This is a genomic window from Arthrobacter sp. SO5 (genome assembly GCF_020532805.1).
Lineage (GTDB): Bacteria > Actinomycetota > Actinomycetes > Actinomycetales > Micrococcaceae > Arthrobacter.
Map to the genome: position 1 here is coordinate 1 of NZ_MQTQ01000039.1, position 26,293 is coordinate 26,293.

General features: G+C 67.2%; 21 protein-coding genes. 16 read left to right on the top strand and 5 right to left on the bottom strand.

Annotated features, from left to right (window positions below):
• Nucleotides 1–170: 170 nt before the first annotated feature.
• Nucleotides 171–638, bottom strand: coding sequence for a tRNA (cytidine(34)-2'-O)-methyltransferase (locus tag BJG92_RS06820; RefSeq protein WP_232083271.1), 468 nt, complete (start codon nt 636–638; stop codon nt 171–173).
• A 21-nt stretch (nt 639–659) separates the two neighbouring features.
• A complete protein-coding gene (locus BJG92_RS06825; RefSeq protein WP_232083272.1) occupies nt 660–1,634 on the bottom strand; it encodes a J domain-containing protein in 975 nt (324 codons plus the stop codon).
• Nucleotides 1,635–1,834: 200 nt separating this feature from the next.
• On the opposite strand from BJG92_RS06825, the gene BJG92_RS06830 reads away from it, so the two are divergent.
• On the top strand, nt 1,835–2,545 hold the full coding sequence (locus BJG92_RS06830; RefSeq protein WP_232083273.1) for a transcriptional regulator: 711 nt from the start codon (nt 1,835–1,837) through the stop codon (nt 2,543–2,545).
• Nucleotides 2,546–2,547: 2 nt separating this feature from the next.
• Here BJG92_RS06830 and BJG92_RS06835 read toward each other — a convergent pair whose 3' ends face one another.
• Nucleotides 2,548–3,423 (bottom strand): DMT family transporter, encoded by an 876-nt coding sequence (locus BJG92_RS06835; RefSeq protein WP_232083274.1) that lies wholly within the window; start codon nt 3,421–3,423, stop codon nt 2,548–2,550.
• A gap of 49 nt (nt 3,424–3,472) precedes the next feature.
• Between BJG92_RS06835 and BJG92_RS06840 the strand changes: the two genes are divergently transcribed.
• On the top strand, nt 3,473–4,738 hold the full coding sequence (locus tag BJG92_RS06840) for a cysteine desulfurase family protein (protein WP_232083275.1): 1,266 nt from the start codon (nt 3,473–3,475) through the stop codon (nt 4,736–4,738).
• Here BJG92_RS06840 and BJG92_RS06845 read toward each other — a convergent pair.
• The gene (locus BJG92_RS06845; protein ID WP_232083276.1) at nt 4,717–5,961 is read right to left on the bottom strand and encodes an NAD(P)/FAD-dependent oxidoreductase; all 1,245 of its coding nucleotides are present in this window, start codon (nt 5,959–5,961) and stop codon (nt 4,717–4,719) included. The genes BJG92_RS06840 and BJG92_RS06845 overlap by 22 nt on opposite strands.
• 172 nt (nt 5,962–6,133) lie before the next feature.
• Between BJG92_RS06845 and mnmA the strand changes: the two genes are divergently transcribed.
• The 7 genes from mnmA to BJG92_RS06880 all read left to right on the top strand — a co-directional run bounded on the left by mnmA (nt 6,134) and on the right by BJG92_RS06880 (nt 14,745).
• Nucleotides 6,134–7,276 carry a tRNA 2-thiouridine(34) synthase MnmA gene (gene mnmA / locus BJG92_RS06850; protein WP_232083277.1) on the top strand — a complete coding sequence of 381 codons (1,143 nt, stop codon included), beginning with the start codon at nt 6,134–6,136 and terminating at the stop codon, nt 7,274–7,276.
• Nucleotides 7,277–7,506: 230 nt separating this feature from the next.
• Entirely contained in the window at nt 7,507–9,135 is a 1,629-nt protein-coding gene (locus tag BJG92_RS06855) for an ABC transporter substrate-binding protein (protein WP_232083278.1), read from the top strand.
• Between the two features lie 131 nt (nt 9,136–9,266).
• The gene (locus BJG92_RS06860) at nt 9,267–10,358 is read left to right on the top strand and encodes an ABC transporter permease (protein ID WP_232083279.1); all 1,092 of its coding nucleotides are present in this window, start codon (nt 9,267–9,269) and stop codon (nt 10,356–10,358) included.
• 2 nt (nt 10,359–10,360) lie between these two features.
• On the top strand, nt 10,361–11,380 hold the full coding sequence (locus BJG92_RS06865) for an ABC transporter permease (protein ID WP_232083280.1): 1,020 nt from the start codon (nt 10,361–10,363) through the stop codon (nt 11,378–11,380).
• Nucleotides 11,377–13,080: an ABC transporter ATP-binding protein gene (locus BJG92_RS06870; protein ID WP_232083281.1), complete on the top strand. Its 1,704-nt coding sequence runs from the start codon at nt 11,377–11,379 to the stop codon at nt 13,078–13,080. The genes BJG92_RS06865 and BJG92_RS06870 overlap by 4 nt, the downstream gene beginning before the upstream one ends.
• Before the next feature lie 169 nt (nt 13,081–13,249).
• Nucleotides 13,250–13,699 (top strand): chorismate mutase, encoded by a 450-nt coding sequence (locus BJG92_RS06875; protein WP_232083282.1) that lies wholly within the window; start codon nt 13,250–13,252, stop codon nt 13,697–13,699.
• A 2-nt stretch (nt 13,700–13,701) separates the two neighbouring features.
• Nucleotides 13,702–14,745, top strand: coding sequence for a hypothetical protein (locus BJG92_RS06880; RefSeq protein ID WP_232083283.1), 1,044 nt, complete (start codon nt 13,702–13,704; stop codon nt 14,743–14,745).
• 3 nt (nt 14,746–14,748) lie between these two features.
• On the opposite strand, the gene BJG92_RS06885 is transcribed toward BJG92_RS06880, so the two are convergent.
• Nucleotides 14,749–15,462 (bottom strand): DUF4166 domain-containing protein, encoded by a 714-nt coding sequence (locus BJG92_RS06885; protein ID WP_232083284.1) that lies wholly within the window; start codon nt 15,460–15,462, stop codon nt 14,749–14,751.
• Nucleotides 15,463–15,637: 175 nt separating this feature from the next.
• Here BJG92_RS06885 and mtrA point away from each other — a divergent pair, with 175 nt between their 5' ends.
• From mtrA to secA, 7 genes are all read left to right on the top strand, one after another.
• The gene (mtrA, locus tag BJG92_RS06890) at nt 15,638–16,312 is read left to right on the top strand and encodes an MtrAB system response regulator MtrA (RefSeq protein ID WP_232083285.1); all 675 of its coding nucleotides are present in this window, start codon (nt 15,638–15,640) and stop codon (nt 16,310–16,312) included.
• Between the two features lie 250 nt (nt 16,313–16,562).
• Nucleotides 16,563–18,332 (top strand): MtrAB system histidine kinase MtrB, encoded by a 1,770-nt coding sequence (gene mtrB, locus BJG92_RS06895; RefSeq protein WP_232083343.1) that lies wholly within the window; start codon nt 16,563–16,565, stop codon nt 18,330–18,332.
• Nucleotides 18,329–20,044, top strand: a complete 1,716-nt coding sequence (locus tag BJG92_RS06900; protein WP_232083286.1) for an LpqB family beta-propeller domain-containing protein — start codon at nt 18,329–18,331, stop codon at nt 20,042–20,044. Before mtrB ends, BJG92_RS06900 begins: the two co-directional genes overlap by 4 nt.
• Nucleotides 20,045–20,158: 114 nt before the next feature.
• Nucleotides 20,159–21,217 carry a ComF family protein gene (locus tag BJG92_RS06905; RefSeq protein ID WP_232083287.1) on the top strand — a complete coding sequence of 353 codons (1,059 nt, stop codon included), beginning with the start codon at nt 20,159–20,161 and terminating at the stop codon, nt 21,215–21,217.
• A gap of 143 nt (nt 21,218–21,360) precedes the next feature.
• Nucleotides 21,361–22,092, top strand: a complete 732-nt coding sequence (gene hpf, locus BJG92_RS06910; protein WP_232083288.1) for a ribosome hibernation-promoting factor, HPF/YfiA family — start codon at nt 21,361–21,363, stop codon at nt 22,090–22,092.
• Nucleotides 22,093–22,124: 32 nt separating this feature from the next.
• The gene (locus BJG92_RS06915) at nt 22,125–23,378 is read left to right on the top strand and encodes a winged helix-turn-helix domain-containing protein (RefSeq protein ID WP_232083289.1); all 1,254 of its coding nucleotides are present in this window, start codon (nt 22,125–22,127) and stop codon (nt 23,376–23,378) included.
• A 70-nt stretch (nt 23,379–23,448) separates the two neighbouring features.
• Nucleotides 23,449–26,187 carry a preprotein translocase subunit SecA gene (gene secA, locus BJG92_RS06920; RefSeq protein WP_232083290.1) on the top strand — a complete coding sequence of 913 codons (2,739 nt, stop codon included), beginning with the start codon at nt 23,449–23,451 and terminating at the stop codon, nt 26,185–26,187.
• Nucleotides 26,188–26,293: the final 106 nt, after the last annotated feature.

Consider the following 26,293-nt stretch of genomic DNA (forward strand, 5'->3'; position numbering starts at 1 on the left):
GTGGTGGGCCGTAAGCCTTTGGTACGGGCGTCTCTCCGCTTGCGCTGTTCTCACCTGCCGCTCCTCGCTCCCTTCCCCGTTGTCTGCGCCCAGTGGTTGAACCGGGCTTCAGAAGTAATTCGGGGCAAGGACAGACCCGGATGGGCGGCCCGCGGATAAAGTTGCGCCGGCTACAGCTTGGCTCCGGCGAATCCGTTCTGGCGCCACGCCTCGTAGACGGCGATGGACGCGGCGTTGGCCAGGTTCAGCGAGCGCAGCGCCGGCAGCATCGGCAGCCGCACGCGCGAGGTCACGTGGGGGTCGTGCTTGAGCTCCTCCGGCAGCCCCGCCGACTCCCGGCCAAACAGCAGCACGTCCCCGGGCCGGTAGCTGATTTCCGTGTAGGAGGCTTCGCCGTCGGAGGTGAAGGCGAAGACCCGGTCCGGCCGGAGTGCCTGCCAGGCCGCGTCCATGTCCGGGTGGACGGTCACGACGGCGAGGTCGTGGTAATCCAGTCCGGCGCGCCGGAGCTTGGCGTCGGAAAAATCAAAGCCGAGGGGCTCCACCAGGTGCAGTTCGGCTCCGGTGATGGCGGCCAGACGGATCGCATTGCCGGTATTGCCGGGAATTTCGGGGGCGTGGAAGAGGATGCGGAACACGCTCCCATCCTAGCGAGGCTGCTAGTGCATCCCGCGCAGCAGCCGGGCGAGCACCGGGACGTTGACCGTGTTTGGCGTCGGGCCGGAGCTCAGGAACTGCTTGAGCCCGCGGGCCAGGCCGGCGGCGTTGACCACCTGGACCAGTCCGTGGCTGGTGCTGTCCCGGCTGGTGCTTCCGGGAGAGCGGCGGTGCTGGTCGATGACCGGCTGGTGCAGGTTGCCGTCCGTGCTGTGGACCACGGTCCAGCCTGTCACGTTGAGCTCCGGGAAGATGTCCTGCATCCGGCGGACCACATGCGCCAGCTGGGGCGGCGCGATGGAGCGGCTGCCGTGGACCAGGGCGGCGCCGTTCCAGGCGTAGGCTCCCGGCGGCAGGAGCATCGAGCCGATGACCGCCATCCGGTAACCGGAGAGCAGCACATGGTCGATGTGGCTGTTGTCCGCCGGGGACTGCAGGCCGTTGATGAGCCGCGCCGCCGGGATGTCGGGGAGGATCTGGCGGCTGAGCAGCTGCACCGTCCGCAGTTCCCGCTGGATCCTCGCTTCGGCCCCGAAGATCCCGCGCTTGCGGGGCATCCCGTGCACCTGCCGGCGTGCCAGTTCCGCAGGGATCAGCGGGACCCCGCCCGCCAGCAGCACCTCCTCGAAGGACGGAACGTAGACGGCGGCATCTGACGCGGAATTGCGGGGCGTGTTGGGGCGGCGGACAGTGGCCGAGGCGCGGCTTCCGGCCGCCGGGGCATCAAAGTGCGCGTCCGCTCCCGCCGGACCGGCGCCGAAGTCGCGGGACCCATAGGAACGGTCGTAGTCCGCGCGGCGCTTGGCATCGATGAGGGTTTCGTAGGCCAGGGTCACCCGCCGGAAAGCGGCCGCGTCGCCGCCGTGGTCTGGGTGGGACTTCCGGGCGGCCTTGCGGTAGGCCACCTTGATTTCCTTCTCCGTCGCCGTCACTGGGATCCGGAGGACCTGGTAATGCGAGCTGTTGCCCTGCGTCAAGCAAGAGTCCTTTGCGTTGAAGGTGCCGGTTTGATCGTACCGGTCCCTTCCGGACGACGGCATGGCCAGTTTAACCGGGTAGGGGAACAACGACCATGACGGCACGGATGGTTCCCTGCGGCTGGCCTGAACCGGCTGTGGCTCTTAGCTGTGGTGGGTCCGGCCCGATCGTGGTCTGGGCCAAGCGATAGGCTGATTCCATGATCCGAGCCCCCTGGAACCGCAGGATTGCGGCCGTCGCCTCACTGGGCGATGAGAGCCGCCGGAGATTGTTTGATTTCGTGGCCTCCGCCGGGGAAGCCGTCGGCCGGGACGACGCCGCCGCAGCCCTTGCCCTGCCGAGGAGTACAGCCTCCTTCCAGCTGGACCGGCTGGTGCAGGACGGCCTGCTGGTGGTGGAGTTCCGGAAGCTCGGGGGCAGGGGAGGGCCCGGTTCGGGGCGGCCGGCCAAGCTTTACCGGGCCGCGGTCCACGAAGTGGCCGCCTCCGTGCCGGACCGCAACTACGATCTTGCCGCAGAGCTGATGGTCTCCGCTATCGAAGAGTCGGCGGCCGGCGGCTCCGCCCGGGAGGCGCTGGTCCGGGCGGCCTGCGCACGCGGGCAGGCAACCGCCCGGGCGGCGACCGGCGGGGCGGCGACCGGCGGGGCCGGCTTCGCCGGGTTCCTTACCTCCGAGGGGTACCGCCCCGAGAGCGACGGCGAGGGCGGCCTAGTGCTCCTGAACTGCCCCTTCCACCGGATCGCCGAAGGCCATGCAGCGGTGGTCTGCGCCATGAACGGCGCCTTCCTGGGCGGCGCCGCTGCGGGCTTCGGCATTGACCCGGACCGCGTCCAGGCACTCGACATCGAAGGCCTCAGGGCTCAGGGCGCAGCCCAGCCGGCGCAATGCTGCGCCCGGATCAGGCCCTGACGTCACGCCACTTTGAGCTTCGCCTGCCCCTTGATCCCGGTCAGCAGGACCCCCGCGATCACCAGGAGGCCGCCCACTACCTGCACCAGCGTGAGCGGCGTGCCCAGGGCCACAGTGATGGCGGCCGTGAAGACGACCATCAGGTTGAGGTAGTTCCCGGCGGTGCCGGGCGGGGTGGTCTTCAGCGCCAGGTTCCAGAAGAGGTAGGCGCCAAGGGACGGGAAGACCGCAATGTAGGCCAGGGACCAGCCTTCGGCCGGAGTGTCCGGAAACTCCACGTTCAGGGCGACGGCGAACGGCGCCAGCATCACCGCCGCGATGACCACCTGAACGGCGGTGGCAGCGACCGGCGGAACGTCCAGCCTGCGGGCGATAATCGTATAGAAGCCCCAGACCACGGTGGCGCCGATCATCAGCAGTTCGCCGGTGTTGATGGAGAGGCTGAAGATCCGCCCCAGATCGCCCGTGGTCAGCACCAGGAGCACGCCGAGCAGGCCAAGACAGATGCCGAGCCAGCCAAGGCGTGTGGTCCTCTCGCCCAACAGCACGATGGCCATGAGCACGATCAGGGCCGGGTTGGCCGCCGTGATCAGGGAAGCGTTCATCGCCGAGGTGTACCCGAGTGCGCCGTAGAGCAGCAGCGTGTAGCCGCTCATGCCCAGCACACTCAGGAGCAGGAGCACCGGCCATCTGCGCAGGACCGCGCGCCAATCCGGCTTTTCGATGACCTGGGCCAGGATCAGCAGCGGCACGGCCGCGAGCATCCAGCGCCAGAAGGTCAGGTCCAGAGGGGTCATCGAGGCGACAGCGGCCTGGCCAACGACGAAATTACCGGACCAGAACACGGTGGCCAGGACAAGGTAGAGGGGCGCTTTCACCGCCTGAATGTACACCAGCCCGGGCGCCGCCCGCGGGTAGAATTGCCCTGTGCCCGTATATCTGGATCATGCCGCAACGACCACTATCTCCCCGGAGGCCCTGGCCGCGTTGACGCGCGAACTGTCCCGGACCGGCAACCCCTCCTCGCTGCACGGCTCCGGCAGGCGGGCGCGCCGCGCCGTGGAGGATGCCCGCGAGATGCTGGCCGCCGCCGCCGGCGCACACCCCTCGGAAGTCATCTTCACCTCCGGCGGCACCGAAGCGGACAACCTCGCGGTCAAGGGCCTGTACTGGGCCCGGCGCGCCGAAGACCCGGCCCGCACGCGGGTCCTGTGCTCCGCCGTCGAGCACCACGCCGTTCTGGACACCGTCGAGTGGCTTGAGCGGCACGAGGGTGCCGAGGTCTGCTGGCTGCCGGTGGACGCCGACGGCGTCGTGGACCTCGCGGTGCTGGACGCCGAACTGTCCCGCGATCCGGCGTCGATCGCCCTGGTCACCGTCATGTGGGCCAACAACGAAGTCGGAAGCGTCCAGCCGGTCGCCGAGATCGTCCGGCTGGCGCACGCAGCCGGCGTCCCGGTGCATTCCGACGCCGTGCAGGCCTTCGGGTCCGTGCCCGTGAACTTCCGCGGCATCGAACTGGACGCGATGTCCATCTCCGGACACAAGATTGGCGGCCCCGTTGGCGTCGGCGCGCTCCTCCTGGGCCGCGCCGTGAGACTGACTCCCGTGCAGCACGGCGGGGGACAGGAACGCGATGTCCGCTCCGGGACCCTGGACACGGCATCCATCGCCGCGTTCGCCGCGGCGGCCGAAACCGTCACCGCCACACTCCCGGAGGAAGCGGCGCGCATCGCGGCGCTCCGGGACCGGATGATCGACGGCGTCCTGGCGGCGGTGCCCGAGGCCCGGCTTCGCGGTGCCCCCGGCGCCGGACGGCTGCCGGGCAATGCGCACTTCACCTTCCCCGGCTGCGAGGGCGATTCGCTGCTTTTCCTGCTGGACCTGGCGGGGGTTGAATCGTCCACAGGGTCGGCCTGTACGGCGGGCGTGCCCCGGCCGTCCCACGTCCTGCTGGCCATGGGCCTGGACGAGGACACGGCCCGGGGTGCCCAGCGGTTCAGCCTGGGACATTCCTCGAGCGGGAAAGACGTTGACGCACTGCTGGCCGCCTTGCCCGGCGCCTACTCACGCGCCCGGCAGGCCGGTATGGCGGGACACGAATCCACCATCCAGACTGCCGGAACCCTCGCGCGCCAGGGTGCGGGCGAGCGTGCGGGCCAGGCTGACCGTCAGGCCGCCGGCAAGAGCTGATCCAGGGGGACGGCGGGGTCTGCCAGGACCTCCGGCGGTACCGTCGACCTCGACGCGATGAGTGCCTTGATGACCTTCTGCGGCTTGTCGGACCGCGGCCAGTTCACGCTCATTCCCGCGACTACTTTTCCGTCGTGCTGCCAGAAGGCCAGGAATTCCCTCGCCGCCAGGGAGCCTCGGATCGTAGGTGGTCCCGAGACGAGCGACGGGAATCCGGAGTACTCCATGCTGACGTCGAACTGGTCGGTATAGAAGTAGGGGACGGTGTCCAGAGCCGCGTCCTGGCCCAGCATGGACCTGGCCGCGACCTTGCCGGCGTTAAGGGCGTTGGACCAGTGCTCGCTGCGGTGGTGCTGCCCGGTGAAGGGGTGCAGGGCGTTGGCGACGTCGCCGGCCGCGAAGATCCCGGGGACAGAGGTCCGCAGCGAGGCATCCGTGAGGATGCCGTTCTGCAGTGTGATGCCTGCCGCTTCGGCGAGTGACACCTCCGGGACCACGCCCACGGCCACCACCACCACGTCCGCCGGCAGGATCTCGCCCGAGTTGGTCACCACACCGGTGACGCGGCCCGCGTGGCCGGTGATTTCGGCGGCCGAGGCGGGGAGCCGGAAGCCGATGCCCTTGGATTCGTGCAGGGAGCGGAAGAAGCCTCCGAGTTCCGGTCCGATCGCGGCTGCCAACGGCACCTCCTCGAGGCCCAGGAGGGTGACAGTATTTCCGTAGGCGCTCGCGGCGGCAGCGAGCTCCATCCCGATCCAGCCCGAGCCGATCATCACCACGTTGAGGCCGCCGGCGGAGAGGCTCTTGCGCAGGCGGCGGCTGTCCCCGAGCGTCCTGAAAGTGCTGACCCCGCCGAGCCCGCTGCCGGGTACGGGTAATGTCCTCGGGCGGGCGCCGGTGGCCAGCAGCAGCGAGGCATATTCCAGCCGGGTGCCGTCGCGGAGGGTTACGGAGCGGGCCTCCGCGTCGATTTCCGCGGCCGGAGTGCCCCGCCGCAGTTCGACGCCGTTCTCCCGGTACCAGCCCTCCGGTACCACCGGCAGGGTCTCGTCCCCGGCCTTGCCCAGCAGGTAGTCCTTGGACAGCGGCGGGCGCAGGTACGGGTGGTGGCTCTCTTCCGCGATCAGGGTCACCGGTCCGGTGAAGCCCTCCCCGCGCAGGGTCTTGGCGGCGGTGGCGCCGGCCAGCCCGCCGCCCACGATGACGATGCCCTCAACAGCCATGTCCGCCCGCCTCCTGCGTGTGCCTGCTTCTCTTCTAAAACCGGTAATCCTGACGTTAGAAGCGCCGCGGGGCGCAGTCAAGGGATTTTGGGGGAGGAATCGGCGTGGCGATAGAATAGCGCGGCAGGCCTTGTGTTATTCCTGCGCCCCCGAACCCCAAAAGAAAGCCAGTATGCGAGTTCTAGCAGCCATGAGCGGCGGCGTTGATTCCGCCGTTGCCGCCGCCCGCGCCGTCGAAGCGGGGCACGACGTCGTCGGCGTCCACCTGGCGCTGTCCCGGATGCCCGGCACTCTGCGCACCGGCAGCCGCGGCTGCTGCACGATCGAGGACTCCCGCGATGCCTGGCGCGCCTGCGACGTGCTCGGCATCCCCTACTACGTCTGGGACTTCTCCGAGCGGTTCAAGGAGGACGTCGTCCAGGACTTCATCGACGAATATGCCGCCGGCCGCACGCCCAACCCGTGCATGCGCTGCAATGAACGCATTAAGTTCGCCGCCCTGCTGGAGAAGGCGATCGCCCTGGGGTTCGACGCCGTCTGCACCGGCCACTACGCCAAGGTGATCACCGACGCCGACGGCAACCCCGAACTGCACCGCGCCGCGGACTGGGCCAAGGACCAGAGCTACGTGCTCGGCGTCCTCACGCACGAACAGCTGAAGCACTCGATGTTCCCGCTTGCGGACACGCCGTCCAAGGCCGAGGTCCGCGCCGAAGCCGAGCGCCGGGGGCTCTCCGTGGCCAACAAGCCGGACAGCCACGACATCTGCTTCATCCCCGACGGCGACACGGCCGGCTGGCTGGCGGAGAAGATCGAGATGACCACCGGCGACATCGTGGACGAGGCCGGCGCAAAGGTCGGCGAGCACCCGGGCGCCAACGCGTTCACCGTCGGCCAGCGCCGCGGCTTGAAGCTGGGCACGCCCGCCGCCGACGGCAAGCCGCGCTTCGTGCTTGAGATCCGGCCGAAGGAAAACAAGGTGGTGGTGGGGCCCGAGGCCCTCCTGGCCATCGACGAGATCCGCGGCATCAAGGTCTCCTGGGCCGGGCTGCCGATCGCCGAGGTGCACACCGGCGGGGAATTCGATTGCTACGCCCAGGTCCGCGCCCATGGCGATCCCGTGCCCGCCACGGCGCGCATCGAGCGCTCCGGTGTTCCGACCGGCGCCGGCGAACACGGGAACCTTGTGGTGACGCTGACGGAGCCGCTGCGGGGCGTGGCACCAGGCCAGACGGTGGTGCTCTACCAGGGCAGCCGCGTCCTGGGGCAGGCCACCATCGACGCGGCCCGTTCGCTGCAGCGCGCAGCCCTCTAGGGGGCAGGGCGGCCACCGGCCGCCCTGCCGGATTCCCGGGGCGAAACCTGAAGATTGCGCTGCGATCGGCCTGTTCGTGTAAATATTGTGTCTCATCTCACTAGATGTAACGATTCACCATGAGGTGTTCTGGTTGAATCAAGGGATCAGGACAGTGTGCTGCCCGCCGAGTCGTGACCAAAATCATGTCCGGGTGGCGCCCCAGTACTCATCGAACAGAAAGTTCACAGATGGCAATTAATAAGAAAGCCCTCCAGAGCGCCATCGCGCTCGTCGGGGTATCCGCCTTTGCGCTGACCGCGTGCACCGGGCCGTCCGGTGGCGGTGGCGGGTCATCGGCTGCGGCCACGGGCCCCATCGCCTACGGCACCACGGACAAGGTCACGGCCCTGGATCCCGCCGGCGCGTACGACAACGGCTCCTTCATGGTGATGAACCAGATCTACTCCTTCCTGCTCAACTCGAAGCCGGGCAGCGCCGATCCCGTGCCGGACCTGGCCGAGTCCAGCTCCTTCACGACGCCCACCGAATACACGGTCAAGCTCAAGCCCGGACTGAAGTTCGCCAACGGCCACACCTTGGACTCCAAGGACGTCAAGTTCTCCTTTGACCGGCAGACGAAGATCAACGATCCCGCCGGCCCCGCCAGCCTGCTGGCCAACGTTGACAGCGTCACTGCCCCCGATGCGAACACCGTCGTGTTCAAGCTGAAGCTGGCCAATGATCAGACCTTCGCCCAGATCCTCAGCAGCCCTGCCGCGCCGATCGTGGACGACGAGGTCTTCCCGGCCGACAAACTGCTCGACGACGACTCGATCGCCAAGGCAAAGGCCTTCTACGGCCAGTACACGATCGAAACGTACAAGAAGAACGAGCTGATCAGTTTCAAGGCCTGGCCCGACTACAAGGGTGCGCTGGGCAAGCCGGCCAACGACGCCGCCACGATCAAGTACTACGCGGACCCCACCAACATGAAGCTGGACATCCAGCAGGGCAACATCGACGTGGCCAACCGCAGCTTCAGCGCCACGGACATCGATGACCTCAAAAAGGATTCCAAGGTCAAGGTGAACGTCGGGCCCGGCGGCGAAATCCGCTACATCACGTTCAACTTTGACACCATGGCGTACGGCACAAAGGCCGCAGATGCGGATCCGGCCAAGGCGCTCGCCGTCCGCCAGGGCATCGCCAACCTCGTGGACCGCCAGGCGGTCGCGGACCAGGTCTACAAGGGCACCTACCTGCCCCTGTACTCCAACGTTCCCAGCGGATTCCTTGGCGCCAACGAATCGTTCAAGGAAGCCTATGGCGACGGCGGCAAGCCCAGCCTGGACAAGGCCAAAAAGGTCATGACCGATGCCGGCGTGACCACCCCGGTGTCCCTGAACCTGCAGTACAACCCGGACCACTACGGTAAGTCCTCGGGTGACGAATACGCCATGATCAAGGACCAGCTGGAGAAGTCCGGCCTGTTCAAGGTCAACCTGCAGTCCACGGAATGGGTCACGTACAGCAAGGCCAGCAGGGCGGACGAGTACCCCGAGTTCCAGTTCGGCTGGTTCCCTGACTTCAGCGACCCCGACAATTACCTCACCCCGTTCTTCCCGGAGGGCGGCTTCCTGAAGAACCACTACAACAACCCCACGGTCAATGACCTGATCAACAAGCAGCTCACCACCGTGGATAAGAGCGCACGCGAGTCCGCGATCGAGGATGCCCAGAATGCCCTCGCCAAGGACATCTCCACGCTTCCGCTGCTCCAGGGCGCACAGGTTGCCGTTTCCGGCAGCGGCGTCAAGGGTGTCGACACCACCCTCGATGCTTCCTTCAAGTTCCGTTTGGGAACTGTCTCCAAGTAAGGCTGCATCCCTGCAGTTCTGACCAGCATGGGAGGCGGGGCGCCCGCGAGGCGCCCCGCCTTTCCTGGTCATTGCCGCACCCTGCAGTTCACGGGGCCGGCCACGGCCGCGAAATAGAATTTTAGGTACCCATGACAACACTGATTGAGGCGCCGCCCAGCGACGCCGACGGACTCCTTCCGTCGAAGAAAAAATCCTCAGGAGGAGGGCTGGGGACGTACCTCCTGATCCGGTTCCTCCTGATCATTCCGACCATATTCATCCTGGTCACTATGGTCTTCTTCCTGATGCGGGTCATCGGGGACCCCATCACCGCCGCCCAGGGCGGCAGGCTTCCGCCAGAGGCGCTGGCGCAGCGCATCCGCGACGCCGGGTATGACCGGCCGATCATCGTGCAGTACCTCGAATACCTTGGCCAGGTGGCAACCGGCAACTTCGGCACCACCATCACCGACCGCCGGCCCGTCGTCGAAATGCTCGCAACGTTCGGCGCGGCAACCCTGGAACTGGCGATCAACGCCCTCATCGTGGCGCTCCTGGTCGGCATCCCGCTGGGTCTTATCGCCGCCTACAAGCGCGACAAGGCGCCCGACGCCGTCCTGCGGTTCTTCGCCATCCTCTGCTACGCCACGCCGGTGTTCTTCGCCGGCCTGTTGATGAAGCTGACGTTCTCGGTCTGGCTTGGCTGGTTCCCCGTCGCAGGACGGGCCTCCACCAGGACCGAACTGGCCATGGGAGGCCTGGCGTCCCCCACCGGGATCTACTGGCTCGATGCGCTGCGCAGCGGCAACATGGCCGCGTTCGGCGACATCGCATCCCACTCGGTCCTGCCGGCCGTCACCCTGGGCCTGCTGACGGCAGGCGTGTTCCTCCGGCTGGTCCGAACGAACGTCATCGGCACGTTGGGCAAGGACTACGTCGAGGCCGGCAGGTCCCGCGGCGTCAGCAATTTCCGGCTCGTGACCAAGCATGCCTACAAGCCTGCCCTCATCCCGATCATCACGGTCATGGGGCTCCAGATTGCGCTGCTGCTTGGCGGTGCCGTCCTCACCGAGTCCACGTTCGAGTGGAAGGGACTCGGCTACCAGATGGTGCAATACCTGAATGCACGCGACTTTGTCGCCGTCCAGGGCATCGTCGTGCTGCTGGCAGTCATCGTGGCCATCACGAACTTCATCGTGGACGTCGCCGCAGCCCTGATCGACCCGCGAGTGAGGTACTAGCCATGACTGCAACCACAGAAAGCGGGCGCAAGCAGCCCTTCATCTACCGGCTGCCGGTGATTTCGCATTTCCGGACGAGCGTCGGGCTGCAGCGCGGCATGCTCGTCACCGGACTCGTGCTGACCGTCGTCTTCCTGCTGACGGCGGCCTTCGCCCCGGTCATCGCCCCCTACGGCTTTGCCCAGCTCAGCGACGCGTCGGGGACCTTCCCGGCGCAGCAGCCCCCCAGCGCAGCCCATATCTGGGGCACCACGGTGGGCGGTTACGACGTCTATTCGCGCGTGCTCTGGGGTGCCCAGACAGCGTTTGTGGTGATCGTCGTCGCCGTGGTGATGTCGATCTTCCTCGGCGTCGCACTCGGGCTGCTGAGCGGCTACTTCGGCGGCTGGCTGGACCGGGTACTCGTGGTGATCGCCGATGCGATCTACGCCTTCCCGTCGCTCCTGCTGGCCATCGTGATGTCAATCGTCATCAACCGCGGCCAGTCCAGTTTCTGGGGCGGCATCGTTGCCTGCTCCGTCTCCATCTCGGTGGTGTTCGTCCCGCAGTACTTCCGGGTGATCCGTGCCGAAACCATCCGGCTGAAGGCAGAACCGTACGTCGAATCAGCCAAGGTGGTGGGTGCCTCCAGCATCCGCATCATGGGCCGGCACATTTTCAAGAATGCAACCCGTACGCTGCCGCTGATTTTCACGTTGAATGCGTCCGAGGCGATCCTGACGCTGGCCGGACTCGGGTTCCTGGGGTTCGGCATCGAACCGACCTCCGCCGCTGAGTGGGGCTTCGACCTTAATAAGGCCATAGCCGACGCCTCCTCGGGTATCTGGTGGACGGGCGTCTACCCCGGTACGGCGATCGTCCTGACAGTCCTCGGGCTGACCCTGGTCGGTGAGAGCATGAACGATCTCAACGATCCACGGCTCAGGGGCCGCAGGAAGTCCGTCGGAAAGACGCCGGCCGGAGGCCCGGACTCCACCGCCGGCGCGCAGGCCGCCCTTGAAGCAGAATCGAGAGTGCTATGACCACGAACATCGACCGGCCGGGCCCCGTCTCCGGCCCCGTTCTGGACATCGACCACCTCAAGGTCACGTTCGCCACCGACGGCGGGGACGTGTACGCCGTCAGGGACGTCAGCCTTGAGGTCAATCCCGGCGAGGTTGTCGCCATCGTGGGCGAATCGGGATCCGGCAAAACGGTGACGGCCAAGACCATCCTGGGGCTGCTGCCGGAAACGGCCACCAGCCAGGGCGCCGTCCTGATCAACGGAAACAACATCATCAGCGTCAGCGCAGCCAAGCTGCAGCAGATCCGCGGCCGCGATGTCGCTATGGTGTTCCAGGAACCGTCCACGGCGCTCAACCCCGTCTTCACCGTGGGCTGGCAGATTGCCGAAGGCATCAGGGCGCACGCCGACGCCGTCAGCGGTAAGAAGATCTCGGCCAAAGAGGCCAAAGCGCGGGCCGTCGAAGCACTCGGCAAGGTGGGCATCCCGGACCCGGAAACCCGGGTCAACTACTATCCGCACCAGTTCTCCGGCGGCCAGAAGCAGCGCGTCGTCATTGCCGCCGCGCTGGCCCTGAACCCGGGCCTGATCGTGGCCGACGAGCCGACCACCGCCCTGGACGTCACCGTCCAGGCCGAAATCCTGGAACTGCTGCGGGACCTGCGGGACATCTACGGGACGTCCATTGTGCTGATCACGCACAACATGGGCGTTGTGGCGGACCTCGCCGACCGTGTGGTGGTCATGTACCAGGGCGACGTCGTGGAGGAAGCTCCGTCACGGGTCCTGTTCGCCCAGCCCCGGGAGGAATACACCAAGAAACTCCTCGCCGCCGTCCCGCACCTGGGCCGGAACTCTGCGTCCGAAGGCATGACCGAACGCGCCCATCAGGGCGGAAAAGTACTGGTCGAGGCCAAGAACCTGACCATCGAGTATCCGGGAAGGCTGGGCACTCCGGCCTTCAAAGCGGTCGATGGCGTCAGTTTCACGGTTTCCGAAGGGGAAGTCTTTGGTCTCGTGGGGGAGTCGGGTTCCGGCAAGACCACCATCGGCCGGGCAATCGCCGGCCTCAACCGGACCACGGGCGGCAGCCTCAAGGTACTGGGCTACGAAATGCTGAATTTCAAGGAGCGCACCTTCAAACCGCTCCGCAAGGATATCGGCTTCGTTTTCCAGGACCCGGCAGCATCCTTCAACCCGCAGCTGACCATCGGCGACTGTGTCGCCGAGCCGCTTATCATCCACGGCAACCCGACCCCGGCCGAGGCACGCAAGCGCGTGGGCGAGCTGCTCGAGTCAGTGCAGCTGCCGGCGTCGTACGCTGACAGGTTCCCGCACGAACTCTCCGGCGGCCAGCGGCAGCGCGCCTCCCTGGCGCGGGCGCTGATCCTGAACCCGAAGCTGCTCATCGCCGATGAGCCGACGTCGGCGCTGGATGTTTCCGTGCAGGCCGTGGTGCTGGAGCTCTTCAAGGAGATCCAGCGGGAGTTCGGGTTCGCCGCTCTGTTCATCAGCCATGACCTCGCCGTGGTGGACATCCTTTCCCCCTGGGTCGGAGTGCTTTATAAGGGCAAGATGGTGGAACAGGGTATGGGCAACCAGGTGATGGGCAACCCGCAGCACGCCTACACGAAGAAGCTCATCGCGTCCCTGCCGGTCCCGGATCCGGACGAACAGGCCCGGCGCCGGGAGGCCTTCCGCGAGGTGCTCCACAGCTAGCCCGGTTTTGTCGCACGCCGGAAGGACATGCCCACCGTTCAACGCGAACGGTGGGCATGTCCCTTGGAGCTGCGGACAGGACGGCGCGCAGGAACGGGGCGGTGCGGAGGCACTCCCGGCGCCGCTTAACAGCAGGAGCGATGAGCCACCGTGCCCCTAGACTGGGTCAATGACCGAGCAGAACCAGACCCCTCCCGACGCCGACTCGTATGACCCCGGGGCCAGTTCGCTGGCCGGTCAGGTCGATCCGGCGGTGATGGCGGAGCTGTTGTCGATCCGCTCCAGCATCGACAACATCGATGCCACCCTTGTGTACCTCCTCGCCGAGCGCTTCAAGGCGACCCAGAAGGTCGGATTCCTCAAGGCCGACCACAAGCTTCCCGCCGGCGACCCCGGCCGGGAAACCGCCCAGATCGCACGTCTGCGCCGGCTCGCCGCCGAGGCGCACCTGGACCCTGCCTTCGCGGAGAAATTCCTGAACTTCATCATCGGAGAGGTCATCCGCCACCACGAGGCCATCGCCGAAGACCACGCGGCCGCAGCCCAGGCGTCCAACGCCCGCGACGCCGGTTCCCCGGCGCACGGCTCCGCGGACCCAGCCGTCCCGGCAGGCGCCTAGCCATGGCCGGCCACGCGCGTGCGCAGCCCGGTGAGGTCACGGCCACCGCCCTTGGCACCTGGCCCGGCGAAGACCCGGTCGAGGCCGCACGGATCATCCGCGGCGAACTCGGCAGCCCGCACGTTCCGTTCCTTGCCGAGCTGCCCGACCGCGGCGTCGGGTCAGATGCCCTGGGCCGGACAGCTTCCCTGCTGGTGGACCTGTCGGTGGATGTACAGCCCTATGGCTGGCGGATCGTGGACCGGCCGGGCAAAGACCTCAAGCGGGCGCGCTCGGCGCTCGCCACCGACATCAACATCCTGGCCGACGTGATCGGCGTCGAGGACACCTCGGCCACGGATCTCAAGGTCCAGCTGCGCGGCCCGCTCAGCCTCGCCGCCGGACTGCACCTTCACAACGGTGAGCGCGCGCTGATCGACTACGGCGCCCGGCGGGACCTCGCGGCCTCCCTGGCGGCCGGAGCCGGCAGCTACCTCAGCCGGGTGTCCGCTGCGGCCCCCGGTGCCCGCATTCTGGTGCAGATCGACGAGCCGGAGATCGCGTCCGTGCTGGCCGGCACCATCCCCACCTCCAGCGGCTACCGGACCCTGCGCTCGGTTCCCGGCCAGGAAGCCGCCGATTCCTGGCGGCTGGTCATCGACGCGCTGAGGGAAGCCGGCGCCGACGAGGTCGTCATAGCGGTCCCGGAGGTCGAGGCGCCCTTTGAGCGCATCCTCGCCGCCGGCGCTGACGGGATCGCCGTGCCGCTCCGTGCCCTGACCTCCCGCCAGTGGGAACAGCTTGCCGGGGCCGTGGAAAATGGAAAACGGCTCTGGGCCGGCGCCCTGGACGTGTCACGGCCCGGCGCGGAGCTGCCCCGCGTCGCCGACGTCGTCGAGACCGTCTGGCGGCCCTGGCGCCAGCTGGGCCTGCCGGCTTCCACCTTGGGTGCCCTGCGGGTTACGCCTTCGGAGGGCCTGGAAAGGCATTCGCCGTCGTCGGCGACGGCCGTGCTCACCCGGCTGGCGCAGCTCGCCGACGGGCTCAACCAGCTCGCCCTCGGCTAGGCGTCAGACGCGGCGCTCCCAGCGGTCCGGACGTGCGTACCCCGGCAGGTATCCGGGGGCGGTGATGCCTTCGGGGTAGGGCTGGAGGCGGTAGTCGAAGTGGCCGGCGTAGACCAGGACCAGGCCGAGCTGCGGCTGGATGACCTTGACCTGGATCCGGTGCTTGCCCTCCGGGCCCTGGGCAGGGTCCCACCACTGCTCGGCGTAGGCCTTGGCATCGAGGGCGTCCGGCAAGGGAATCCGCAGCGGCCCCAGGAAGAGCCGGGACGCCTCCGAGACACCGCGCAGCCTGCCGCCGGGGGTGACGCTAAGGTTCAGGTCCGTGACGAGCCGGCGGTACCGGCCGACATAGTCGAGCAGTCCGGGCAGGCTGCCGGAATCATCGAAACTCGTCGTGTCGTGGAAGAGCCGGGTGGTGCCGGGGAAGAAAATTTCCCGCCGGGCCGTCAAGCTGGAACGGCCAAACGGATCCAGATGCGCGTGGTTCTCGATCCGGAACGGGATGCCCTCGCCGTATTCGGGGAAGAAGGCCTGCTCGCTGCCCGCGAGCCGCAGCAGCGGGCGCAGCCACGGCTGCCTGCAGCCGACGACGTCGAACACGCCCTCGCCCACGCCGAAGTGGCCCGAGCCCGGGGCGAGCGCGAAGTAGTCCTGCAGTTCCGGCTGCAGCCGGGCAAAATCGCTACCGAGGGCCAGCTCATAGATAGGGGTGCTCACGGGATCCTCCTCGTCAGTCCGGACGTCGGGGCCGGACGGGTGCCTTGTCCACAGCATGCAGGACAAGGCGCCGAATGTCACAGGCGGCGCGTTCGCCGCGCGCCAGGGGAGGCTCACGCCATGCCGGGGAAGCGCCCGATACGACAAAGCCAAGTCAATAGGGGAATATATAACTATGAAGGCACGCATTCTGGTAGTGGACGATGACGAGGCGCTCGCCGAGATGATCGGTATTGTGCTGCGCAACGACGGGTTCGAACCCGTCTTCTGCGCTGACGGCGGGCAGGCCTTGGACGTTTTTCGTTCCTCGAAGCCGGATCTCGTGCTGCTCGACCTGATGCTTCCCGGCATCGACGGCATCGAAGTCTGCCGCCAGATCCGCGCAGAATCCGACGTGCCGATCGTCATGCTGACCGCCAAGTCCGACACGTCCGACGTCGTCCGCGGGCTGGAATCCGGCGCCGATGATTACGTGCCGAAGCCCTTCAAACCCGCCGAGCTCGTGGCCCGCGTCCGGGCCCGCCTGCGCCCGGGAGATCAAAAGGCACCGGAAACCCTGCGCATTGCGGACGTCACGATCGATGTCGCCGGCCACCTCGTCAGCCGCGGTACGGAGCGGATCTCGCTGACTCCGCTGGAGTTCGACCTGCTGGTGGCCCTGGCGCGCAAGCCCTGGCAGGTCTTCACCCGGGAGCTCCTCCTGGAACAGGTCTGGGGCTACCGCCACGCCGCCGACACGCGGCTGGTCAACGTCCACGTCCAGCGGCTGAGGTCGAAGATCGAACGCGACCCGGAAGCCCCCGAAGTTGTCTTGACGGTCCGTGGTGTCGGATACAAAGCAGGGTCCTGACCCCGCGGACGGCGGGTCCAACGCACTGGCGGAAGGTCCACCGCCGGAACAGTCCCCGGTGACCAGAGCCCCGGATGACAGTGCCCCGCCGCCAGCCGGATCCGTCGAACCTGACGCCGTGGAGCCTGATGCCGGGGAGCCTGACGCCGCGGAGCCCGCCGTCGGGCAGTCCGTAGCGTTCCGTTCCCGGATCTGGGTCCGGCGCGCCCGCATTGTCATCGTGCGGGTCTCGCGTCTGGTGCGCATCGGCATGTCACGGCTGCTGCCGGGCCTGCGCTTCCTGGTGCGTTCGGTGCACCGAAAATGGCGCCGTTCCCTGCAGTTCCGCACGGTGCTGACCACGCTGATGCTGGCCATCAGTTCTTTCGCCGTGGTGGGTGCCTACCTGTCAAACCAGATCGCGAACAACCTCTTCCAGGAACGGCTCGTCCAGGCGGAGTCGGAGACCCGCTACAACGTCAAGCAGATCCAGGACACGTTCGACGGCGCGCAGGTCACAGACCAGTCCAGCGTCATCACCCTCGTGTACGACACCCTGAACGCCGTCGAGGGCCGGGGATCGGTGATCCAGCGGCGCTACGTCTTCGAGGCCATGCCGGAACAGACCAAGCCGCGCAACCGCTGGGTCGAATCGCGTGCCTCGGACCAGCTCACCATCAGCGTGATCCCGCCGGAACTTCGCAAAGCCGTGCAGGATTCGGGCAAGGAACAGTTCTGGGCGTCCAACGAGTTTCCGGTGGGCACCGAGGACCGGCCCGGCATCGCCGTCGGCAACAAGGTCACGTTCAACGGCACCGTCTACGAGCTCTACTTGATCTACGACCTCAATACAGCGCAAAAAACCCTCGCCGAGATCCAGAATGTCCTGCTCGCGGGCGGTGCGGCCCTGGTGCTCATGATCGGCGCGGTCGCCTGGTACGTGACCCGGAACGTGGTCAGCCCGGTCAGTCATGCCGCGCTGGTTTCCGAGAAGCTCGCCGCCGGCCAGTTGCAGGAGCGCATGGTAGTCAAGGGCGAGGACGAGGTGGCCCGGCTCGGGGCCTCGTTCAACCACATGGCCGCGAGCCTCCAGGAGCAGATCACCCAGCTCGCGACCCTGTCCCAGATGCAGCAGCGCTTCGTGTCCGACGTTTCGCACGAACTGCGCACCCCGCTGACTACCGTCAGGATGGCCGCCGAGGTGCTCTACGACGCGCGCGGGGACTTCGACCCCATCAACAAGCGCTCCGCCGAGCTGCTCTACCACCAGGTGGAGCGCTTCCAGTCCCTGCTGGCGGACCTCTTGGAGATCTCCCGCTTCGACGCCGGCGTCGCCGTGCTCGACGCCGAGCCTACGGACATTGTCCAGCTCATTTCACACGTGATGGAAGGCGTCGGCCCGGTCGCCGCCGAGTACGGCTCCAAGGTGACCCTCAGCGCCCCGGCCAGGAGCATCATCGTGGAGATGGACGACCGGCGGATCGACCGGATCCTGCGTAACCTCGTGCTGAACGCCCTGGAACACGGCGAGGGCAGGCCGGTGAATATTTCCGTAGCCGCCAATGACTCTGCCGTGGCCGTGGCCGTCCGGGACCACGGCATCGGGATGAACCCGGCCGAGACGGCCCGCGTGTTCGACCGGTTCTGGCGCGCCGACCCGGCCCGCGCACGGACCACGGGCGGCAGCGGCCTGGGGCTGTCCATCGCCGCCGAGGACACCAAACTCCACAACGGCTGGCTGCAGACGTGGGGCAAGAAGGGGAGCGGCTCCAACTTCCGCCTCACGCTTCCCCTGCGCCGGGGCGGGACCATCACCAAGTCCCCGCTGCAGCTGGAGCCGGCCGACGTCGGCATCCCGGGCGCCGGACGGGAACGGACCATGGTGCTGCTGGGCCCCTCGCCGGCTCCGGCGCCGGGCCCGGACGCCGGGAACAGGGCCGCTGACATCGACCACGACGGCGGCGGCGCCGCGGGGACGCCCGTCACAGGAACCACCGCAACGCCCGGGACAGCCGGCGCCGGAACGAAGGAGGGGTCATGAGCGCAGGCTCGAGGAAGCTCACCGTCGCCGTGATGCTGGCTGTGCTGGTCCTGCTCCTGGCATCGTGTGCGCAGATCCCGCGCTCCGGGCCTGTTGGCAAGAGCACCGACGAGAGCGCGGGAAACCCCAAAAACGCCCCCGTATTCTTCCCGTCCGCGCCGCGCCCCGGCGCAGGACCCGAGACGGTAATCGAGGACTTCTACCTCGCCGGCAGCGGCTACGAGGACGACTACGCGGTGGCACGCCAGTACCTCACCCAGGCCTCTTCCGTAACCTGGAAACCGGACCAACGGGCGCTGGTTTTCCGGTCCGCGCGCGTGGTGCCCACCGGCGTCGAAAATGTCTTCAACTACGAGCTCGACCTCTCCTACTCCGTGGATGCGGACGGGGTTGCCACCCAGTTGCCGGAGGGAACCAAGGAGAACATTCCCGCGACGCTGACCCAGGTGGACGGAGAATGGCGGATCGCCCAGATTCCGGACGGGACGGCTATTCCGGAGGAGACCTTCAAGGTCATCTACGGCGCCTATCCGATCTATTTCTACGACCCCACGTTCACCTACGCTGTGCCCGATGTCCGCTGGTTCATCAAGAAGAAGACTGTCAAAGCGATGACCAGCGCGCTCCTGGGCGGCCCCGCGCCCTACCTGAAGGGCGCCGTCGTCAGCTCATTCCCGTCCGGCATCAAACTGGCCCGCGAGTCGGTGCCCGTGGTCTCGGGCGCCGCCCAGGTGGACCTCACGGCCAAGGACCTCGTGGAGGCCTCCAACGAGGACCGGCTGCGGATGCAGACGCAGCTGGCCCTGACCTTCCGCAGCCAGCCGGACGTTATCAACGTCCAACTCCGCGCCAACCAGGATCTGGTCCGCGTCGAGGACAACGGGTCGGTCCTGCCGCCCATCCGTGACAAGAACGTCCCGGCCCACCAGATCGCCGTGAGCAACAACGACCTCGTCCGTTACGAAAACAACCGGATTTCGCCGCTCCCGGACATCCGGTCCGTCGCCGGACTCGCGCCGCGTGCCCCGGCCGAATCCGCCCAGTCACAAACGGCAGCCTTCCTCGATGCGGCGCGGACCACCCTATATTCCATCGTGCCCGGCCAGCCTGCCAGGGCGCTCACCACCCGGGCCAGCCTGACCCGGCCCTCCTTCGACCGGTACGACTGGGTCTGGGCGGCCGGTCCCGGGGCCAGCGGCGCCGCAGAAGTGACGGCTTTCCGTCCCGCCGGCGTCGCCGAAACTGGGGCCGTGCCAACCGTGACGCTGGCGCCCGCCTGGTTGGCCGGCCGCACCGTCAAGGAGTTCAGGGTGTCCCGCGAGGGCAGCCGTGCCCTCGTCATCACCGTGCAGAACGGCAAAACGAAGGTCCAGGTCACCGGAATCGTCCGGGCTGCGGACGGCACGCCGAAGGACCTCACCGTCCCCATGACGCTCCTGACCACGCGCGATCCGGACCAGGGCGTGTGGGTGGACGACACCACGTTCGCCGTGATGAAGGGTTCCGCGGGGGAGAGCGTCACCCCCGAATTGCTGTCCCTCACCTCGGCCCAGCCCCAGCAGCTGGCGCCGTGGCCCGGGCTGACGGCCCTCAGCGCAGGCAACGGTCCGGAGGAAATCTTCGCCCAGTCCGCTGAAGGAGTCTTCCAGCGCCTGGGAAACGGCTGGTCTCCCCAGCTCAAGGGCCCCATCGATCCCTCCTTCCCGGGCTGACTTCCCGGCGGTCTCTCCGGGCTGGTGACCACGCCAAAAATCATGCCGGGCGGGTTTTCCACATAGGCGATGATGAAGCTGCCGGAGTGCCCGGCGCCAGGAGAGTCTTGCTGGATGAAAACCCCCCATGCTGCCCACTCCGGGATCGGTGCAGGCGACGCGTGCGGCAGTGCCGGCAGCCCCAGCCGTGCCGGCAGTCCCGGCCGTGCCGGGCGCGCCGCGGATCCGGACCTGGCTCCCGCGCCGCTGACGGCGGCCAAACACCGGGGCGACTACCGCCGGCTGCTGCTGCGGCTGGCGGACCGGGCTGCAGCGGGCGCGGCCGAGCTACTGGCGCTGGCTGTGCCCGTGGACTGCGTCTGCTGCGGTGCGGAGGATCTGGCCCTGTGCGGAGCCTGCGAGCGGCAGGTCAGGGTGCTGACCCGGGTGCCGTTCCGCGCGGAGGCGCAGGCTCCGGCGCTCATGGACGAGGACGGCACAGTCCTCCTTCCCGTCGTCGCTGCCGGGGCCTACCGCGGGGAACTGGCGCAGGCGCTGCTGGCCTTCAAGAGCCACGGTGAGGGCCAACTCGCGGACGTCCTGGCGAAGGGCCTCGGCCGGGCATTGAGTGCCGCCGCGGGGGAGTCAAAGGCTCTGCTGCTGGTCCCGGTGCCGACGAGCAGCAGCGCCTACCGCAGGAGGGGCTTCAGTCCGGTGCATCTCCTCCTGGCCCGCGTGGGCAGCCGGAGCACCTCCGCAGCCGGGGACAGCCGCCGGTCCGCCGTCGTCGATGTCCTGCGCAAGGCCGGCCCGCTGACCCGGCTGCGGGCGGCGGCGTGGCCCTACTCGCCGGCCGGGGCCACGGCCCTGGCGCGGGGCGGCCTGTCCGCCGGGCAGAAGGGACTGGGGCGTGGAGCCCGGGCGCAGCGCGTGCGGGGATCAATGCGGGCTAAGACCGGACTCAGCCCTGCTGTGAGGGGCCGCCCGTGCATCATCGTCGACGATGTGCTCACCACGGGGGCAACGCTGGCCGAAGCCGCCAGGGCGCTGCGGGCTGCCGGCGGACTCGTGGTCGGCGCGGTCGTCCTCGCTGCGACACGCCCGCCCGTCGTAAACCACCTCGGCGCCGCAGACCGCAGTGTGACAGGAGGGAAAGGCGCGCAGGAAAAAAATAAACCAAAAAAGGATGAATAAGAGCAGGCCATGAACTAACGTCGATGATGGGTACCAAGAACAGATGTACCTGTCGATAGCGGCTCGGAAAGGGGCTCGACTGTCAGTCAGATCGGCCCCGGGAAGTGCCGCCGTCGTGTCACCGAAGTCATTTGGAGGGCACCATGGAGTTCATGATTAGCGGACGTAATTTGACGGTCTCAGACCGCTTCCGCGAGTACGCCGACGAGAAGATCTCGAAGATCGCGTCGTTGGGGGACAAGGTCCAGAGGGTGGACGCAAAGGTTTCCAAGGAGACCAAGGCCCGGCAGACTGATGAGATGCTCACAGTCGAGCTGACAGTCCTCGGCCGCGGCCCCGTGATCCGTGCCGAAGCCAGTGCCGCAGACAAATTCGCCGCCTTCGACCTCGCGTACAACAAGCTTCTTGAACGCCTGCGCAGGGCCAAGGACCGCAAAAAGGTCCACCACGGCAGGCACACCCCCAAGTCGGTCACCGAGGCGACCGCAACCCTCGAGCCGGCCAGCACCAGCGAACCGATTTACGAGGAGGCGAACCACTGGCTTGAGCCCAAGGAGGCCCCAGCGGAGAAATCGCCCTACGAGGTTGAGAATGACATCCCGGCAGGAGACTCGCCCGTGCTTATCCGGCGGAAGGTCTTCACCGCGGCATCCCTAACGCTCGACGACGCCGTCGACAACATGGAACTCGTCGGTCACGACTTCTATCTCTTCGTGGACAAGGAGACCAAAGCTCCGTCGGTGGTGTACCGCCGCGAAGGGTGGACATACGGCGTGATTTCCCTGGACCAGACCTGCGAACCGGGTCGGGCCGAGCTGGAAATGCAGGAAAAGATCCTCGCCTACCGCGCCGAAAGCGAACCTGCCAGCACCTAAGCTGGTGCTGACCAACCGACGAAAGGACTGAGGTGCACGATTCGCTAAGCCTGCAGCAGGCACGGCGGATCGCACTGGCAGCCCAGGGCTTGGACAAGGTACGGCCCGCCGGACCCGTGACTGCACGGGCGGTGGGCTGTACCTTTGCCCGCCTGCACCTGGTCCAGATCGATTCCGTCAACGTCCTGTCCCGAAGCCACTACCTGCCCTTCTTTTCCCGGCTGGGAAACTACGACCGCGGCATTCTCCAGCGGATGGCCGGCGCCCACCCGCGCCGCATGATGGAGTACTGGGCCCATGAGGCCAGCTTCATCCGGCCGGACCACTTCCAGGACCTAGTGCAGTGGCAGAGCCGGAAATGGGTGGGCGCGCACGCCATGGACCCCGAACTGCGGACCGGCGTCGCGTCCCGGGTGCTGGACGTACTCGCCGCGGGGAAACCGATGACGGCCGCCGAGCTGACAGCCCGGCTGGGACACGTGGAGGACAAGCAGCAGGACAACTGGGGTTGGAACTGGAACGCCGTGAAGAGGGTCCTGGAGCACCTTTTCGAGGAAGGCCTCATCTCGGCAGCCTCCCGCACGGACTCCTTTGAACGCCGCTACACCCTCACCGCCAGGGTGCTGCCCGATGCCGGCGCGGCACCCGGGGCCGGCATCGAGCCCGATGCGGCAGCCGCGATGGACCGGCTGATCGACGCCGCCGCCCAGGCCCACGGGATCGGGACGGTGCGGTGCTTCGCGGACTATTTCCGGGTCCCGCTGCGGGCCGCAGCCCTTTCGGTGGGCAAGCTCGTGGAGGCCGGACGGCTGCGGCCCGTCGCGGTGGCGGGGTGGGACAAACCCGTGTACCGGCACGTCGAGGCGAAACTCCCGCGCGCCGCCACCGCCCGGGCGCTGCTGAGCCCCTTCGATTCCCTTGTCTTTGAGCGGCGCCGGCTCGAGGCCCTGTTCGGGTTCCACTACCGGATCGAGATCTACACGCCCGAGCCGAAACGCCGCTTCGGCTACTACGTGCTGCCGTTCCTGCTCCGCGACGGGATCGTTGCCCGCGTCGACCTCAAGGCCGACCGTGCCGCGGGTCTGCTCCTCGCGCGGGCCGCCCACGCCGAGCGCGGCGCGCCGGCCGATACCGCCGTCGAACTCGCCGCTGAACTGCAGCTCATGGCAGAGTGGTTGGAACTGGACCGGGTGGTTGTCTCCCCCGTGGGGGACCTGGCGCCGGCCCTGGCGGATGCCGTGGCCGCGACAAGAAGCGGTGTATCCGCCCTGAGGGAACAGGCGTAACCTGCGCTGCGTCTCTCCCGTAGACTAAAAACGCCAGAATTCGGCAGCTTGAGACTGGGAGCAACTTCACGTGGCATCACTTATCGAAAAACTTCTCCGCACGGGTGACAAGAAAACCCTGAGGCAACTGCGGAGCTATGCTGATTCCATTAATGCCCTGGAAAGCTCTTTCACGACTTTCACCGATGCCGAACTGCGCGAAGAGACGGACCGTCTCCGCGCGCGGCACGTGGACGGCGAGAAGCTCGATGACCTGCTGCCCGAGGCGTTCGCCGCTGTCCGCGAGGCCTCCTCCCGTACCCTTGGCATGCGCCACTTCGACGTCCAGCTCATGGGCGGCGCGGCCCTGCACCTGGGCAACATCGCAGAGATGAAGACCGGCGAAGGCAAGACCCTGGTGGCCACCGCTCCGGCCTACCTCAACGCCCTGGCCGGCAACGGTGTTCACGTCATCACGGTCAACGACTACCTTGCCGAGTACCAGTCGGACCTCATGGGCCGGGTGTACCGCTTCCTGGGCCTGACCAGCGGCGTCATCCTGTCCAACCAGGATCCCGCGGTCCGCCGCCAGCAGTACGCGGCCGACATCACCTACGGCACCAACAACGAGTTCGGCTTCGACTACCTGCGCGACAACATGGCGTGGGACAAGTCCGAACTGGTCCAGCGCGGCCACCACTTCGCCATCGTCGATGAAGTGGACTCCATCCTCATCGACGAGGCCCGCACGCCGCTCATCATTTCCGGGCCCGCCCAGGGCGACACGAACCGCTGGTACAGCGAGTTCGCCAAGGTCGTCACGCGGCTGAAGCCCGAGGTCGACTACGAGGTCGACGAAAAGAAGCGGACCGTCGGCGTCCTCGAGGCAGGGATCGAGAAGGTCGAGGACTACCTCGGCATCCATAACCTGTACGAGTCCGCCAACACCCCTCTCATCGGTTTCCTGAACAACGCCATCAAGGCCAAGGAACTCTTCAAGCGCGACAAGGACTACGTCATCCTCGACGGCGAAGTCCTGATCGTGGACGAGCACACCGGCCGTATCCTGGCAGGCCGCCGCTACAACGAGGGCATGCACCAGGCCATCGAAGCCAAAGAGGGCGTCGAGATCAAGGCCGAGAACCAGACGCTCGCCACGGTCACGCTGCAGAACTACTTCCGCATGTACAAGAAGCTTGCGGGCATGACCGGCACGGCCGAGACCGAAGCCGCCGAGTTCATGAGCACCTACACGCTCGGCGTCGTCGCGATTCCCACCAACCGGGACATGACAAGGATGGACCAGGCTGACCTCGTCTACAAGAACGAGGCCGTGAAGTTCGACGCCGTCGTCAAGGACATCGCCGAACGGCACGAACAGGGCCAGCCCATCCTCGTGGGCACCACGAGCGTCGAGAAGAGCGAATACCTGTCCCGGCTGCTGGCCAAGGAAGGCGTCCGCCACGAGGTCCTGAACGCCAAGAACCACGCCCGTGAAGCGGCGATCGTGGCGCAGGCGGGCCGCAAGGGCGCCGTCACGGTTGCCACCAACATGGCCGGCCGCGGTACCGACATCATGCTCGGCGGCAACGCCGAGTTCACCGCCGTCGCAGACCTGGCCAGCCGCGGGCTGGACCCGGAGGAGAACTCCGAAGAGTACGAGGCGGCCTGGCCGGCTGCCTTCGAGGCCGCCAAGCAGTCCGTCAAGGACGAGCATGAGGAAGTCCTCGACCTGGGCGGCCTGTACGTGCTGGGCACCGAACGGCACGAGTCCCGCCGCATCGACAACCAGCTGCGCGGCCGTTCCGGCCGCCAGGGCGACCCGGGTGAGTCCCGCTTCTACCTGTCCCTGACCGATGACCTGATGCGCCTGTTCAACTCAGGTGCTGCCGAGCGGCTGATGAACAGCTCAGTCCCGGATGATGTCGCGCTCGAATCCAAGCTCGTCTCCCGTGCCATCGCCTCCGCCCAGGGCCAGGTGGAAGGCCGCAACGCCGAGCAGCGCAAGAACGTCCTGAAATACGACGACGTCCTGAACCGCCAGCGCGAGGCCATCTACGGTGACCGCCGGCGCATCCTGGAAGGCGATGACCTCCACGAAAAGGTCCAGTTCTTCCTCGAAGACACGATCAACGCCTTCATCGACGAAGCCACCGCCGAAGGTACCGGTGATGACTGGGACTTCAACCTGCTCTGGACCAACCTCAAGACCCTGTACCCGGTGACCGTCACTCCGCGCGATCTCATCGACGAGGCCGGCGGAAAGTCACGGATCACCGTCGAATTCCTCCGCGAAGAGATCCTCTCCGACGCCCGCCTGGTCTACGAGGCGCGCGAAGAGGCCATCGGCCAGGACAGCATGCGCGAACTCGAGCGCCGGGTTGTCCTCTCCGTGATCGGACGCAAATGGCAGGAACACCTTTATGAGATGGACTACCTGAAGGAAGGCATCGGCCTGCGCGCCATGGCCCAGCGGGATCCGCTGGTGGAGTACCAGCGCGAGGGCTTCATCATGTTCCAGGCCATGATGGAGGCAATCCGCGAGGAGAGCGTCGGCTTCCTGTTCAACCTTGAGGTCGAGGTGACCCCGGCCGAGGACGTGGTGATTGCCGACGCCGCGGGCCAGCACACCGAACACCACGAGCCGCAGATCCGTGCCGCAGGACTCGAGGCCCCGGAGAAGCCCGCCCAGCTGCAGTACACGGCTCCCGGCGAAGACGGCGCCGCCGAGACCCGCATTGAGACCAAGAGCTCCGCACGCTCGGGCAACCCGGCCAGGGCAGCGGCGCAGGAGGCCCCGCGCCGTGCCAGCAAGAAGAAACGGCGCTAGCCCGCACCTGCCGCACAGCTCGCTGCACAGCTTTCGGCACACGGTCTGCTGATCGTATGAAAGAGGACCGGAACAAATGTTCCGGTCCTCTTTCCGTAAGTGCTCC

Coding starts and splice junctions, on each gene's coding strand:
- BJG92_RS06830 (WP_232083273.1), top strand. CDS start 1,835: ATGATCCGAGCCCCCTGGAACCGCAGGATTGCGGCCGTCGCCTCACTG.
- BJG92_RS06845 (WP_232083276.1), bottom strand. CDS start 5,961: ATGGCTGTTGAGGGCATCGTCATCGTGGGCGGCGGGCTGGCCGGCGCC.
- mnmA (WP_232083277.1), top strand. CDS start 6,134: ATGCGAGTTCTAGCAGCCATGAGCGGCGGCGTTGATTCCGCCGTTGCC.
- BJG92_RS06855 (WP_232083278.1), top strand. CDS start 7,507: ATGGCAATTAATAAGAAAGCCCTCCAGAGCGCCATCGCGCTCGTCGGG.
- BJG92_RS06860 (WP_232083279.1), top strand. CDS start 9,267: ATGACAACACTGATTGAGGCGCCGCCCAGCGACGCCGACGGACTCCTT.
- BJG92_RS06865 (WP_232083280.1), top strand. CDS start 10,361: ATGACTGCAACCACAGAAAGCGGGCGCAAGCAGCCCTTCATCTACCGG.
- BJG92_RS06870 (WP_232083281.1), top strand. CDS start 11,377: ATGACCACGAACATCGACCGGCCGGGCCCCGTCTCCGGCCCCGTTCTG.
- BJG92_RS06875 (WP_232083282.1), top strand. CDS start 13,250: ATGACCGAGCAGAACCAGACCCCTCCCGACGCCGACTCGTATGACCCC.
- BJG92_RS06880 (WP_232083283.1), top strand. CDS start 13,702: ATGGCCGGCCACGCGCGTGCGCAGCCCGGTGAGGTCACGGCCACCGCC.
- mtrA (WP_232083285.1), top strand. CDS start 15,638: ATGAAGGCACGCATTCTGGTAGTGGACGATGACGAGGCGCTCGCCGAG.
- mtrB (WP_232083343.1), top strand. CDS start 16,563: ATGTCACGGCTGCTGCCGGGCCTGCGCTTCCTGGTGCGTTCGGTGCAC.
- BJG92_RS06900 (WP_232083286.1), top strand. CDS start 18,329: ATGAGCGCAGGCTCGAGGAAGCTCACCGTCGCCGTGATGCTGGCTGTG.
- BJG92_RS06905 (WP_232083287.1), top strand. CDS start 20,159: ATGAAAACCCCCCATGCTGCCCACTCCGGGATCGGTGCAGGCGACGCG.
- hpf (WP_232083288.1), top strand. CDS start 21,361: ATGGAGTTCATGATTAGCGGACGTAATTTGACGGTCTCAGACCGCTTC.